The organism is Sediminibacillus massiliensis (assembly GCF_900156915.1).
Taxonomy (GTDB): domain Bacteria; phylum Bacillota; class Bacilli; order Bacillales; family Amphibacillaceae; genus Sediminibacillus_A; species Sediminibacillus_A massiliensis.
In genome coordinates this window covers 1,480,827-1,494,462 of sequence record NZ_LT732535.1, presented here as the reverse complement: position 1 = coordinate 1,494,462, position 13,636 = coordinate 1,480,827, and the positions used below count along the sequence as shown (strand labels likewise).

Below are 13,636 nucleotides of genomic sequence, written 5' to 3'. Positions count from 1 at the left end.
ATCCACCTTACCGCTCAAGATCATACTTCTTTTGCAGTTTGCTTCATTTCTCCTTTGCACATCGGGCATTCCTTGCTATCAAGCCCGGTTTCTGTACGAGAGTCAATCCGCATCCAGCATTTACACTGGTCGCTGGTACAATCCCACACGAGCATAGTTGTTTTCTTCTCTCTTTTGTTCGATGAATTGTTGGAACGTTCCTGTTCCGGTAGAAAGGGATCAAGAATGAATCGGGATACTTCCGCCTGCTCTCCTCGATAGTAGGAAGGCGAACAGATATACAACTCACTTTGTGCCCTTGTAATTGCGACATATGCCAGCCGGCGTTCTTCTTCAATGGCTGCCTGGATTTTTTCCCTGCCTTTATTTTCCGATATGATATCTTTCCGGTCGGAAGCTTCCAATGCAGAACTGTGTGGGAGAATACCTTCCGATGCACCAGTCAGAAATACAACGGGGAATTCCAGCCCTTTAGCACGATGAATCGTCATTAATGAAACAGCATTGGCATTCGGCGTCCTTCTGATTGTTTCCATTTCTTTGTTTTTCTCGACTACTTCATCAATGAAGGCCACGAAGTCTGAAACGGACTGGAATTTGGCTGCAGACGCTTCTATTTCGGAAAGGCTCTCCAGCAGCATTTCTTTATGAAGGGTAAGCGTATGCCGTTCATCCGCTTCCAGGAATTTATCGTAAAACTGGCGGATCTTTTTCACTGCTTTTACCGGTTTCCTGTCTTTTATGTCCTTAATCATGTTAATTCTCTCTTCAATCTGCTTTTTCTGAAAATCTTTCAACCCGCGCATTTTAATCAAGTGTTTCAACGGACGTTCGCTTGGATTGATCAGTTGTTCCGCTTCAATATGATACATCGCTTTTTCCCTGTTCAAATAAAGGGTAGGAAGGATCGACTGGATTGCTTCCAGATTGCCGGGCTCTATTGCGATGCGTAAATAATCGATGACCGGTTTGACAAGTCCCTGTTCATAGAAGGATTCTCCTTTTGTGTACGAAAGAAAAGGAATGCCCTTCATGACCAGCTGATCAAAAATTGCCCTGGCGCTGCTGTTGGTCCTGTGTAAAATGGCGAAATCGCTGTAATTTCGGGTGCCATTTTGAACCTCTGTCTCGATTTTGTCCAAGATGGCGATTGCTTCCTCATCCGTCGTTGGGGGACGAAGATAGTAAGGATTTTCCGGACTTGCCTTGGTTGCTCTCAGTTGCTTATGGTGGCGATGCTCGTTATATTGAATGACCTGGTTGGCGATTCCGAGAATGCTCGAAGTGGAGCGGTAATTGATATCGAGCGTAATGACACTGGCATCCGGATATAGCTTTTCAAAGTTTAAAATGATTGAACTATCGGCCCCGTTGAATGTGTATATGGTCTGGTCGTCATCCCCGACCACGAACAGATTATTATCTGGTTTGGCTATCATTTTAATCAACTCGAATTGAATAGGATTGGTGTCCTGCCACTCGTCACAAAGAATATATGCAAACCTGTTCTGCATGGCTTGCAGAAGTTTCGGCTGGTTGATTAGCAGATAGAAAGTTTCCAGCAGCATATCATCAAAATCGATGAAATTGTTTTCCTGTTTCCATTGCTCATATTGACGGAGAATATCTTTAATCTCTTTTTCTACCTTTGTCTTTTCTGGCATGTCATGCACGTTTTGCATATTGTTTTTATAAGAAGAAAGGATGGCAAGCAGTGTCTCCGGTTCATATGTGTCCTGAAGACTTTTCTTTTTCAGAATCAGCTTGATGGCGAGCTGCTTGCGATTCTCGCTGCTCAATACCCTTTGGTTGAACCCCTTGCTCCGCAGCAAACGGAAAAAAATAGAATGAAAGGTTCCAATCGTTATAGAGTCTACTTGTCGGCGGTCGATACCTGGCAGTGTTTGCAGACGTTGCTTCATTTCATCTGCAGCTTTTTTCGTGAACGTGACAAGCATCATCTTCTTTGGATCTACTTTTTTCATGGAAATCAAGTACCCGGTTCTCGATGTGAGCACCCGCGTTTTCCCGCTGCCTGCGCCCGCCAGGACGAGGGCAGGCCCCTCATAATGACGGACAGCTTCAATTTGCGGCTGGTTTAAATGAATTCCATTTTGCTCCAATGACCGAAAGAAAGGGGCATCGCTGTCATGATCTGATACCAGTTCCACACTAGTTTTATCACCTGCAAAAGCTGCTTCGCTGATTTTCTTGTTTTTTGAACCTAATGGATAGGAATAAAAAGTCGGTTGATTGCTCAAATCTTTCACCTTCAGTACGTAATCTGTGAAGTTATCAAAACTTTATTTTATCGAATAGATAGGACAGATACAATATCCAATCCACATTCTTTTCGTAGCAAATGAAATAAATAGAAACGGAAACACTGATTGTCGATCATTTCTGTATGTTAAAATTTAAATATAAGGAGTGAATCGACGTGAAAAAACAACTTTTGCTGTTGTTCACCATGTTTCTGCTCATCAGCGGTTGCGGGACACAGCAAACAGACAACGAAACGGCTACTAAAGAAAACGCGACGATACAGGAGGAATCGGATTCCACCCGAAACGCAGGAGAAGAGGATGAGGAAAAAGACGGCATGGAAGAAACGGCTTCCCGGTCTGCAGACGACCAATCGGGAACCCAGGAAGAGCGGGCTGCAGACGAGGAATCTAATTCAGAAGAAAATCTCCATGACGATCCTGACGACAAGCTCCGAGTCCACTACATAGATGTGGGGCAGGCCGATGCTTCCTTATTGGAGTTTGGGTCATACCGTATCTTAATTGATGCAGGCAATTGGAATAGTGACGATGTCGTCCAATATTTGCACGATCAAAATGTGGAAAAGTTGGACATTGTCATCGGTACACATCCTGATGCGGACCACATCGGCCAAATGGACCAAGTCATCAATCAATTTGAAGTGGAGGAGGTTTGGCTTTCCGGTAACACAAGTACATCAGATACTTTCACTAGGCTTATAGAAGCAATCGAATCTTCTGGCGCAGCGTATGAAGAACCAAGAGCTGGTGATGTGTATGACATTGGCCCTCTGGAAATTAATGTGTTATATCCGGACACGATCACAGGCAAAACCAACCAGGAATCGATTTCCCTCAAGCTGTCTTATGGGGAAACCGAATTTATTTTTACGGGTGATGCAGAAACGGAGCAAGAACGAGAGATGATAGAGAGTGGTACCGACCTGGATGCAGATATTCTTCAATTGGGGCATCATGGGTCAGATACATCGACCAGTAAAGCTTTTCTGAAAGCTGTCACACCGGAAGTGGCCGTCTACAGTGCTGGTGCAGATAATCCGTACGGGCATCCTGCTTCGGAGGTGATCCAGCGGATAGGAAAGCTTGGTGCGAAATTATATGGAACAGATATTCACGGGACGGTGATTGTCGAAACAAATGGGGAAGAATATCAAGTAACAACCAAGAAAGACGGAAATATATCCCCGGGAAGTTCAGAACCTGAAAACGGAGAATCGGAACAGCAAACAGAAGAGGCTACCTCAGGGCAATGCGTTGACATCAATAATGCATCTTCGGAGGATTTACAGGAAATCATTCATATCGGTCCTGCCCGTGCGGAAGATTTGATCGATTTGAGACCATACGACTCTGTGGATGACCTGTCACGTATTGACGGAATCGGACCGGTGAGAATGGCGGATATCAAAGCTGAAGAAATTGCTTGCATAGGAGGGTGAAAATGAAAGGTGTGCTTGACCGAATAGAGGATGAGCAGCATGCAGTGATTTTAATCGAGAAAGAAAATAAAGAAATCGTAGTCCCGGTAGAAAAACTTCCATCCGGCAGCAAAGAGGATTCTTGGTTTGAAATCGAGATGGATGGTAAGCATGTGACATCCATTAAGCTGGATCAGGAAAAAACGGCCTCAAGGCAAGGAGCGGCAGACAACCTGTTAAAGGAACTGCGGTCCAAAAGCAAAGGGAGTAGGTTTAAAAGAAAAGGATGAAAACAGGCACTCCCGCATTTTGGCGGGAGTGCCTGTTTATGGAGAACGGAAGCCGGGCGGACCTCTGCTTGTGTGGGCTGGTTACCGTGTTACAGGTGGCTTTCGTCGAGTTCTGGTGCGGCCGGGAGTGTTCGCAGTCTGGTTGTCAGTGCGTAATAGGCTGACAAAAATAAAAAACCGCCGGCCGCAACATTGAATACGGTTGCTCCACTAGTCACGGAAGCAATCGTTCCTCCCAATAATGATCCTAAAGGTGCCGCACTGGCCCCGACACTGGCCATGACGGAAAAAACCCTGGCCAACAGATGAGTCGGAACGATGCGCTGTATTGCAGCTGCAATGATCACATTGCAGGCTCCGACAGGTATCCAAGCTATTCCGAACAAAATCGCGCCAGCATATGCCCAAGGTAAATTTATGGAACAAAGCCACAGCGAGCCTCCAACCGCGAAGGAGACAATAATCAGCCTTCCCAGACGAAATTTTTCAAGGAAAGGGGCGGCCAAAGCTCCGGTCAATGAACCGAATGACAAGGCTGCCAGATAGAAACCATACAATTCCGGTCCCCCGTTTTCATCCGCATAAACAGGGAGTACGGCCAGGGTTGCGCCGATTGCAAAGTTTGCGACAATCATCCCGGTGAATATTTTTGCCAAGAGAGACCTGGTTACGAATTGTACTCCTTCCGTCAATTCCTGCCAATATCCTAGGACTGGTTTGAGAGAAGGGTCATCATCCTTGCTGCTTTCTGGCATTTTGAGCAACAGAAAAATGACCGCAGTGATAGCAAAAGTGACCGAGTCAATCAAAAACAAGACAGCCGCGCCCACTATTGCAATGATTATTCCTGCCAAGGCATTGAAAACTAAATCGACACCTTGATAAGCAAATGAAAACGCCGAATTTCCTTTGATCAATTGTTCTTTCGGCAGAATGGCTGGAAGTGCTGCGTTTTGGGCCGGATAAACAAATTGGTTCAACATCGAAACCAGCGGCATGATGACAAGCAACAATGGGACGGAAAGGATGTTCAAGTAGTAAGCAACAGGGATAAGCAGGACAAGCAGCCCCTGTGCGACCTGCGTGTTTACCAGTGTCTTTTTTAGAGGCCAGCGATCGATAAGAGGGCCGGTCAAAAATTGCAAAACAGCAGGAGCCATCACCAAAAAGCCAGCCAGCCCGCTGTAAAAGGCTGAACCGCTTAAATCATACACAAGCCACATGACAGCAACAGTGTACAGACTATCACCCATATTGGTAATAATTCTGCCAAGGAAAAGCAGAAAAAAGTTTCGATTTTTAAAAAGTTCCTTCATGTTTGTAGTTCCTCCGGAAAATCTCAAGCCATCCCATTGTAGAGGCTTTTTCTCCCAAAATGCAAGACATTAAGAAACAGCTGCCCTTTTCAGGACAGCTGCTATAAGATTCATTCAGCAAAATAATTGACTACACCTTCTGTAATGCCGGCTGCAACTTGGTCATTATAGGATTCCGACCGGATGACGGATAAATCGTTCGGATTGGAAAGGAAACCAAGCTCCACCAATGCCGATAAGTTGTCGTTCTTCCTTAGGACCCGGTATTGCGCCTGCTGGATGCCTTTGTCTTCCAAGCTGACATTGCCGGCTATTCCAGACTGAAGTGATTTTGCGAATTCCCGGTCATTACTATTATGGTAAAAGGTATGAATGCCGCCGACAGTGCTGATCGGAAAGGAATTAAAGTGAAAACTGATGAAGGCATCAGGATTTTGATCGTTGCTTAATGCTACCCTGTCATTTAATGATAAGTAAGAGTCACTATCGCGAGTCATTATCACATTCGCGCCTTTATCTTCCAAATTTGCTTCCACCTGTTTAGCGGTAGAAAGCGTCAGGTCTTTCTCATATGTATTATCAAAGCTGATTGCGCCTGGGTCTTTTCCTCCGTGTCCAGGATCAAGAATGATTGTGTATCCATCCAGGATTCCTACAGACTGGCTTTTACGCTTTTGTTCGGATGATTTTGAATCAGTAAGCCAGGAAGCCACCCAGCCAGTTTCACCGTCTTCTGTTTCAAGCTTGTGCCAATTATTCTTCGTTTCTACTACTTCAAAGGAATCTCCTTCATTTGTGTAGGTGGTTATTGTATGGTCTGTTCCAGGTCCCGTTCTTACCCTGACACCGTTCTCCTTTACAGTCACTTCTTGCTTTAAAGAGGTTTGAATTTCTGTATCGGAGGAATATAAATAATGAAATGCTACATAAGCAACCTGATTATCATAATAGGTTTGTGCCCAGCCGTTCTCCACGTCGAAAACAGTTACTTGGTCACCGTCATGAAGATGTCCAAGCACTTCCGCATCACCTGCAGGGGCATCCCGAACAAGTAAATTGGAAGCATCTACCGTATACACCTCATTACTTGATGCCTGGGCGAGATTTGTTGTTCCCATTAAAATGAGAAGGAATACTAAAGCTGACCCAAGATAGTTAATAAATTTCATTGAGCATCTCCTCTCCTGTGTTTTTTTAAATCGACTTTAACATGTTACCCATTCTTGCACTCTAGTAAACTAACTAATTCGAATGTTTTGGAGAAAATAGTCACTTTGGACCAGTAATAGACCCACTTCCCAATTTGGAAGCGGGTCTATTTAAGTGCTCATGAGGAGATTTTTTCTTTGAATTCTTTCAACTTTTTTTCCGTCTGTTCAAAAACTTCGCTCATTTTTTCAAAGTCAGGTTTTTCGTTTTGGGCATAAGCAATTAATGGGTAAAGACTTTCCTCGATGTTTTTATAGTCGTCTGGGTATCGTTCTTCCACTTTCTTTTCAATATGATCCCAGGTATCTGCAAGCTTCTTGCCTATCTTGTTTATTTCCTCCACCGCATCCTGTTTCTGAAGGACCGTTCTTTTCAATTCCTCCATCACGGTCAGGACATCCTCTACACTGGCAACAAGTTCGGCTTGTTCATCTTCACTTACGGGCTGAACCGCAGAAACTTCCTCGGAATTGATTTCCTGTTCTTGTTTCATATCTTTCTTTGTCTGTTGCTCTTCTTCGGGATTAGAGAAGTATAACATGGCACCGAAAACCAACAGTGCAACCCAGAACAGCTGTTTCATATAATTTCAACACCTTCCATTAATTAGTCGCTCTTACCTTCCCCTTCCATTATCTTTCTATACAAAGAATGGAAAATGAATATCATGTTTGACAAACGAATGACATGAGTGGTTGTTAGGTGACAAAAATGTTACCGGAAAATAAATTTCTTGTGACGTGAATAATTTGAAGTTTTTCTGAAGGAAAAATCGGTTATCGCCGATTTAACAGATTTTACACTTGCATGAAGGATAGCCATCAATTGCATCCGTAACACCGTTAATCCCTGCTATGCGAAAGATTGATTCGACGAGTAAAGGAGGAAGTGAAATGGCCGTTAAGAAGGCGGAGGGAGACAGACAAGACATCAAAGTAGGGTGCTTTCGACTGATTTTCAGCAAACAATGCAAGATAACAACCTTGATCAACGACCTATTAATTGGGCTATTCTTTGTGGCGGGTAGTATATTGAACTTTGCAGAAGCGATGGAAGGCTATGGGAAAATTCTATACTTATTAGGCAGTCTTATCCTTGCGAGCCGATCTTTGCAAAGCATTAAGTATAACACAGCAGTTTCGAATGAATGGAAGGGTAGACACAGTTACCAGAACAGTGAGGATGAGAAGCTCTCTTTGAAATAGGAACGGAATCCTTTATTGAATGGAAACGGAAAAAGGCAGTATGTATCGACATGCTGTCTTTCCTGTTATATAGTTGATTCGGGCAGGCCCAATGAGTTTATCTTGGTACCTGTCTTTTTTCTTGCCATGTGCAAAACTTAAGAAATTCTTCATATTTTTCCTGCCTTTATATTAAGAATTCCCGCCTATACTAGAAAACACGCAGCATTTCAACTGCTTTGGAAAGGAGGTCTGTAAAATTGGAAAGCAATGTCGTATTAGTAGTGGATGATGACAAGGAAATTCGCGATGCGATTGAAATCTACTTGAAAAATGAAGGGGTGCGAGTACTGAAAGCACAAGATGGACTGGAGGCAATCGACATTCTTGATCATCATGAGATCCATCTGATCATTCTGGACATCATGATGCCGAAGCTGGATGGGATTGCTTCTACATTCAAAATCAGAGAACAAAAGGATATCCCGATCATTATGTTGAGCGCCAAAAGTGAAGATACAGATAAGATTCTGGGGCTTCAGGTAGGAGCGGATGATTATGTGACAAAGCCATTCAATCCCTTGGAATTGATCGCCAGAGTTAAATCACAGCTTAGAAGATATGTTTCCTTTGGAAATTATGAAGGAAACAAGCAAATCGATTTGAACGGGCTGACATTGGACCAGGAGGCGAAGGAAGTGGCGGCAAATGGCGAAGCGGTCAAATTAACGCCGATTGAATACAGAATTGCGGAGTTATTAATGACTCATCCTGGCCGGGTTTTCTCCATCTCGGAAATTTACGAGCGGGTGTGGAACGAACCATCCTACAATGCAGAAAACACAGTGGCCGTACATATTCGTAAAATCAGGGAGAAGATAGAGATCGATCCGAAAAATCCAAGGTATTTAAAGGTGGTATGGGGAATTGGATACAAAATGGAAAAATAGAATAGAGCTGCTTTCGTGGCTTGTGTTGTTTGCTTACGGTTTCAGCGGAGTTATAACGGCATGGTTTGATGTCCATGATTATAGAAATCAGAACAGTTTGTTTTGGATTTACACTGTCGGAGCGGTGTTCGCCCTGATCTTCGGTATTATCCTAGGGAAAAGAAATGATTTTTTCACTCGGATTGCCCCGGACAAATGGCTTCATTTATACAAGAAAATTCCATTAGATCTGGCTATTTTTGTTTTCCTGTCAACCCTGTTCATAAGCCTGCAAATCTACACTCAAAATTTCTTCATTTATTACTATGGGCTTGTGGAGAAAATGCAGGGAATGATTTATCATTTTGTCCATATAACAATCTGGTGCGGGCTTAGCCTTGTTCAAGGAATATATTTATTCAAGAGGATGCGTGATTACACAAGTTTTCAAGCAGATTTGAAAAGAGGTTTGTCCGCCCGATTTTTAAAGGCCATAAGTGATATGTTTTTAAATAGAAGGGTTGGCACGCAGGTTTTCTTTAGCTTGGCAATGCTCTTTTGTTTCGGGGTTGGCACGGGATTGGTTCTGGTCGTGCCTGAATTAATCATTATACTGATCCCTGGTTTCTTGCTGGTTAAATTACCACTCCTTTTCCTTCTTGTCCGGAGAATTGGGTACTTTAACAGGATTGTCATGGCAACAAATGCAGTTGCAAACGGAGATGCTGAACCAGATTTGAAAGTGAAGGGGAAGTCAGTGTTGGCCAAACTCGCTGAAGACATTAACAAAATGAAACACGGGTTCAGAACTTCCCAACAGGCCCAGGCAAAAAGTGAGCGGTTAAAGACAGAATTGATCACAAATGTTAGTCATGATCTCCGTACGCCATTGACTTCGATCATGACATACACGGAACTGTTGAAGAAGCCGGAATTGTCTGAGGAAGATCGGCAATCCTACGTCGGGATTATAGACCGCAAGTCACAGCGTCTGAAAGTATTGATTGATGATTTGTTTGAAGCATCAAAAATGGCCAGCGGAAATATGGAATTGACGAAAGATAAAGTGGATATTGTCCAGCTCCTGCAGCAGGCGCTGGCTGAATACAACGAAGCTATTCAGGAATCATCCCTTCAGTTTCGTGTTCTCAAGCCTGATGAACCGGTGTATGCGTTGGTAGACGGCCAGAAGCTATGGCGTGTTTTTGAAAATCTGATTGGGAACATGCTCAAATATTCTCTGCCGAATACCAGGGCATTTATCATTATCAAGCGGGAGCAGGGACGAGTAATAATTACCTTTAAAAATATTTCGGAATATGAACTCAGCGAAAATATCGATGAGCTGTTCGAGCGGTTTAAACGTGGAGATGAGTCCCGGCATACAGAGGGATCAGGACTCGGACTGGCTATCGCCAAATCGATTATCGATCTGCACGGTGGAATATTAGAAATTCAGGTGGATGGTGACTTGTTTAAGGTGACGATCGAGTTGGACAATCAACGACAAGACATCAGCACATGATGAATACACTGGCGCGAAAGAATGCTTAAAACAGGCGTGCAATCTTTTCTTAGACTACACGCCTGCTTTTCTATTCATTTCTTTTCAAATAGACGAACAATTCGTCTGTTTGTTCAAAAATTACATTCGGCTCAGTCGAGTATTCGGAAGACTGATATTCCGGCAGCCATTTAACAGCGGCGGTTTTGGTGTGCGCCCTTGCCCCGGCTTCCACGTCAGCGTCACTGTCACCGATGTACATGGCATCTTCTGGTCGAACTCCTAATTTTGACAAAGCTTTTTCGACACCTTCCGGATCCGGTTTGTCTTCGGTTACATCATCTCCTGTGATCAGTACGTCGAAGTATTGCTTTAAATCGAGCTTATCCAATGACATTTCAAAACTCTTTCGTGACTTTCCTGTCACAATCCCTAATTTGATTCCACGTTCTTTTAATTCGGAGAGCATTCGGTTGATTTCTTCGTTCTTTTGGACAAGCTTGTCATGGTTTTCTTCGTATTCTTTATAGTAGAGGGCGACGGCTTGATCCAATTGATCGCTTTCCAGGTTTTTTTCTATCAACTCGTGTTCAGGCGGGCCGAACATTTCCTTTATTTCTTCATCTGATAAATCTTTTCCGTCATATTTTTTGAACACTTCGTGAAACCCATGGAAATTGATCGGTAATGTATTGGCAATAGTACCATCGAAGTCAAAAACGATTGCCTTCATAAGTTCCCTTCCTTTCCTGTTGATCATTGTTATTACTTTTCTTTACCCTGATTGGAAAATTTAAAAAGTCTGTCCTTAGTATTTCCTTTATAATGGAAGTTATAGAAGTATGGCAAGTTAGAAGGGACAAGCCGGTTTATATCTTAAATGCGATCATCGGCTGCATATTTGCTGAAAAAAGGGTAAAGAACTTTTATAACCAAAAAAGGAGAGTGCTCGTTATATGAGGTATGAAAATATCGCTGAAACTGATTTGTATGCCTCTGTACTTAGTATGGGCGGTGGTTCGATTACTTCACTGGATGATATCGAAGGGTGTTTCCGACTGCTGGATAAATATGTATCACTTGGCGGCAATTTTGTCGATACAGCGAATGTGTATGGAAAATGGCTGCCGGGCGGTCATAATACGAGTGAACAGATAATCGGTAAATGGATGGCCGCAAGGAAGAACAGACAAGAAATCATTCTGGCCACAAAAGGCGGCCATCCCGATTTGAATGCCATGAATACACCTCGATTATCCAAAGCGGAAGTAGAAAAAGACTTAAATGAAAGCCTTTCTTCTTTGAATACTTCCCATATTGATTTGTATTGGCTGCATCGTGATGACGAACGAATTCCGGTTCCGGAAATCATTCAATATTTAAACGAGTTTGTCAAACAGGGTAAAATTCGTTATTTCGGATGTTCCAACTGGCGGGTGTCGCGAATCAAAGAAGCGGTTGACTTTGCGGAAAAGGAAGGGTTGCAAGGCTTTACAGGCAATCAGATGATGTGGAGCTTTGCTGCCCCTGATCCTGAAGCGATAGAGGACAGGCTTCTTGTTCCGATGGACGAGGAAACATTCAAGCTGCATCAGGAAACCGGTTTGGCTGCAATTCCATACTCCTCACAAGCAAAAGGCTATTTTGAAAAACTGGACCGACAAGGGAAGAAGATGAACGAGGCAGTTAAAGCAGTGTATGATCACGATGATAATCAAACGAAATACAAGAGGCTGAAACAATTAACGGAGGAGCATTCGGTTTCCTTGACTACTTTGTCGCTAGCCTGGATGATCGCTCAATCCATCCAGACGTTCCCGGTCATCGGTTCAAGGACGATCGATCAGCTGGAAAGCAGCATGCAGGCCGGCGGGCTGGAGTTGTCACGGGAAGAGGTGCGCTTCTTGGAAACTGGGGACTTTTTTAGGAAGTAAGCTGAAAGCGATCCCCGCATTCTCCATCCTAAAAAAGTCATTGCATTTATTGAGCGGTATTTTCTGTGCCTGATATATTATCATGTAAAATAGGAGGTATCCGTACAGCTAGTATGAAGGAGACTTCTCATGAAACAAATTTCTGCAACCGTGTTTACGGTGTCTTTATGTATCTATGTTTTCATGCACTATTTCACTAATTTATTCCCGACAGACACTGGCAAACTGATTCTGTCTATTGCCGGAATTACCGCCTTGTTATTTGCGGCAGTCTACTTACCTTTCCGGGCGTTCCTTGTGCCGCTATTTTTATTATGCTCTGCAGGCATGATACTGGTTATTTCTGGAGGGTCTGTTACAGCTTTTTTGCTGGAAGGAATCATTCAAATGAGGGAACTGATCGCTTTATTATTGATTGTTCCTGTCATCGGTTGGATTTTAAAAGAAGAGCCTTATATTGACGGCATTATGAATGCTGCACGCGGCCTTTTGAACACAAGTAAAAGATTTTACTTCGGGCTTATGATGGTCAACCAAATCATTGCCTACTTCCTGTTATTCGGATCGATTCCGATGATGTATCAATTCATCAATGACTTCCTGAAGGGAAAAACAAGTGAAGCATGGGAGTATTTCAAAGGGACAGCGTTGCTGCGGTCGTTTGCATTGACGACGCTTTGGGTGATCAGCATTCCGAGTTTCGCTTTTGCTGTCGATCATTTAGGTGCGCCATTGGGTTGGACGATTGTACAAGGCTTTTTGGTATCCGTGGCTGGAATCCTGCTAGCGGTGTTGTTTGCATCAAGGCAAGAGAGTAAATATGGGGTCGATTTCAGTGCGGGGATAAAGGAAGAGATGGACAGACTGGTGGATAATACCGTGAATCCTCGGGAGGGGAAGCGGCTTGTTCTGGAATTTGCGGTATTGTTCCTGTCCTTGTTCAGTACAATTTTCATCGTACATATTATGTTTGGATGGGGACTGCTGCTTGTTATTCCACCAACGATCCTGCTGTGGACATATGGATATTTTTTAATCAAAAAAAAATCCAGACAGTTCCTGTCCCTCTCGAAAAATTATGTGGTTAAGGAGATGCGGTTCAAGTCCCAGCAGTTCAGCTTAATGCTGTCTGCAGGTGTATTGATTTTTTCCGTCAATCAGTCAGGGATAGGAAACTACATGGTGGACGGGCTCTTCTATATGGAGCAGTCTGTCCCGTTTTTGAATTTCCTGGCAATATTGCCGTTTACGGCCATCGTATTAGGGTTCCTGGGTCTTGGACCGTTGACCGTGATCGTATTGGTTGCCGGGATTCTTCAACATGTCAACTTGCCGTACCCGCCGGAACTTGTCGTGTTGTCGATGACTTCAGGTAGTGTGATTTCCGTGCTGTTATCTCCGGTCATTCTGCCGGTCATTGTCTTGAGTGCCACGAATAAATTGAGCATTCTGAAGAACGGTTTCCAGTTTAATATCGGTTACGCGGTAACCTTTTACTTTATCGTCCAGGCTTATATACAATTCATGTGGTATTTTATCTACCAATAACAGGGACCGGAAAGAG

The 13,636-nt window shown here is 43.5% G+C and carries 13 protein-coding genes; 7 read left to right on the top strand and 6 right to left on the bottom strand.

Features of this window, described 5'->3' with window-relative positions:
- Positions 1-20 precede the first annotated feature (20 nt).
- Entirely contained in the window at positions 21-2,261 is a 2,241-nt protein-coding gene (locus tag CZ434_RS08325) for a UvrD-helicase domain-containing protein (protein ID WP_077622702.1), read from the bottom strand.
- A gap of 179 nt (positions 2,262-2,440) precedes the next feature.
- Here CZ434_RS08325 and CZ434_RS08320 point away from each other — a divergent pair, with 179 nt between their 5' ends.
- Together CZ434_RS08320 and CZ434_RS08315 are read left to right on the top strand one after the other, a co-directional pair.
- Positions 2,441-3,727, top strand: a complete 1,287-nt coding sequence (locus tag CZ434_RS08320; RefSeq protein WP_245830945.1) for an MBL fold metallo-hydrolase — start codon at positions 2,441-2,443, stop codon at positions 3,725-3,727.
- A gap of 2 nt (positions 3,728-3,729) precedes the next feature.
- Positions 3,730-3,996, top strand: coding sequence for a DUF3006 domain-containing protein (locus CZ434_RS08315; protein WP_077622701.1), 267 nt, complete (start codon positions 3,730-3,732; stop codon positions 3,994-3,996).
- 89 nt (positions 3,997-4,085) lie between these two features.
- On the opposite strand, the gene CZ434_RS08310 is transcribed toward CZ434_RS08315, so the two are convergent.
- From CZ434_RS08310 to CZ434_RS08300, 3 genes are all read right to left on the bottom strand, one after another.
- Positions 4,086-5,312 (bottom strand): MFS transporter, encoded by a 1,227-nt coding sequence (locus tag CZ434_RS08310; protein WP_077622700.1) that lies wholly within the window; start codon positions 5,310-5,312, stop codon positions 4,086-4,088.
- Positions 5,313-5,422: 110 nt separating this feature from the next.
- Entirely contained in the window at positions 5,423-6,481 is a 1,059-nt protein-coding gene (locus CZ434_RS08305) for an N-acetylmuramoyl-L-alanine amidase family protein (RefSeq protein WP_077622699.1), read from the bottom strand.
- Positions 6,482-6,639: 158 nt separating this feature from the next.
- Positions 6,640-7,104 (bottom strand): hypothetical protein, encoded by a 465-nt coding sequence (locus CZ434_RS08300; protein WP_077622698.1) that lies wholly within the window; start codon positions 7,102-7,104, stop codon positions 6,640-6,642.
- 310 nt (positions 7,105-7,414) lie between these two features.
- On the opposite strand from CZ434_RS08300, the gene CZ434_RS08295 reads away from it, so the two are divergent.
- Positions 7,415-7,726: a YrhK family protein gene (locus CZ434_RS08295; RefSeq protein WP_095742908.1), complete on the top strand. Its 312-nt coding sequence runs from the start codon at positions 7,415-7,417 to the stop codon at positions 7,724-7,726.
- 12 nt (positions 7,727-7,738) lie between these two features.
- On the opposite strand, the gene CZ434_RS22065 is transcribed toward CZ434_RS08295, so the two are convergent.
- A complete protein-coding gene (locus CZ434_RS22065; RefSeq protein ID WP_179107212.1) occupies positions 7,739-7,879 on the bottom strand; it encodes a hypothetical protein in 141 nt (46 codons plus the stop codon).
- Positions 7,880-7,965: 86 nt separating this feature from the next.
- On the opposite strand from CZ434_RS22065, the gene CZ434_RS08290 reads away from it, so the two are divergent.
- Both CZ434_RS08290 and CZ434_RS08285 read left to right on the top strand, forming a co-directional pair.
- The gene (locus CZ434_RS08290; RefSeq protein ID WP_077622696.1) at positions 7,966-8,655 is read left to right on the top strand and encodes a response regulator transcription factor; all 690 of its coding nucleotides are present in this window, start codon (positions 7,966-7,968) and stop codon (positions 8,653-8,655) included.
- Positions 8,633-10,159, top strand: a complete 1,527-nt coding sequence (locus CZ434_RS08285; protein ID WP_077622695.1) for a sensor histidine kinase — start codon at positions 8,633-8,635, stop codon at positions 10,157-10,159. The genes CZ434_RS08290 and CZ434_RS08285 overlap by 23 nt, the downstream gene beginning before the upstream one ends.
- A 70-nt stretch (positions 10,160-10,229) precedes the next feature.
- Here the strand turns inward: CZ434_RS08285 and CZ434_RS08280 are convergent, their stop codons facing one another.
- Positions 10,230-10,871 carry an HAD family hydrolase gene (locus tag CZ434_RS08280; RefSeq protein ID WP_077622694.1) on the bottom strand — a complete coding sequence of 214 codons (642 nt, stop codon included), beginning with the start codon at positions 10,869-10,871 and terminating at the stop codon, positions 10,230-10,232.
- 223 nt (positions 10,872-11,094) lie between these two features.
- Between CZ434_RS08280 and CZ434_RS08275 the strand changes: the two genes are divergently transcribed.
- Together CZ434_RS08275 and CZ434_RS08270 are read left to right on the top strand one after the other, a co-directional pair.
- Positions 11,095-12,072, top strand: a complete 978-nt coding sequence (locus CZ434_RS08275) for an aldo/keto reductase (RefSeq protein WP_077622693.1) — start codon at positions 11,095-11,097, stop codon at positions 12,070-12,072.
- A gap of 129 nt (positions 12,073-12,201) precedes the next feature.
- Entirely contained in the window at positions 12,202-13,620 is a 1,419-nt protein-coding gene (locus CZ434_RS08270; RefSeq protein ID WP_077622692.1) for a hypothetical protein, read from the top strand.
- Positions 13,621-13,636 lie beyond the last annotated feature (16 nt).

Excerpts from the sequence above, each read along its gene's own strand:
- CZ434_RS08305 (WP_077622699.1), bottom strand. The coding sequence starts at position 6,481 with ATGAAATTTATTAACTATCTTGGGTCAGCTTTAGTATTCCTTCTCATT.
- CZ434_RS22065 (WP_179107212.1), bottom strand. The coding sequence starts at position 7,879 with ATGAAGAATTTCTTAAGTTTTGCACATGGCAAGAAAAAAGACAGGTAC.
- CZ434_RS08275 (WP_077622693.1), top strand. The coding sequence starts at position 11,095 with ATGAGGTATGAAAATATCGCTGAAACTGATTTGTATGCCTCTGTACTT.
- CZ434_RS08280 (WP_077622694.1), bottom strand. The coding sequence starts at position 10,871 with ATGAAGGCAATCGTTTTTGACTTCGATGGTACTATTGCCAATACATTA.
- CZ434_RS08270 (WP_077622692.1), top strand. The coding sequence starts at position 12,202 with ATGAAACAAATTTCTGCAACCGTGTTTACGGTGTCTTTATGTATCTAT.
- CZ434_RS08315 (WP_077622701.1), top strand. The coding sequence starts at position 3,730 with ATGAAAGGTGTGCTTGACCGAATAGAGGATGAGCAGCATGCAGTGATT.
- CZ434_RS08300 (WP_077622698.1), bottom strand. The coding sequence starts at position 7,104 with ATGAAACAGCTGTTCTGGGTTGCACTGTTGGTTTTCGGTGCCATGTTA.
- CZ434_RS08295 (WP_095742908.1), top strand. The coding sequence starts at position 7,415 with ATGGCCGTTAAGAAGGCGGAGGGAGACAGACAAGACATCAAAGTAGGG.
- CZ434_RS08310 (WP_077622700.1), bottom strand. The coding sequence starts at position 5,312 with ATGAAGGAACTTTTTAAAAATCGAAACTTTTTTCTGCTTTTCCTTGGC.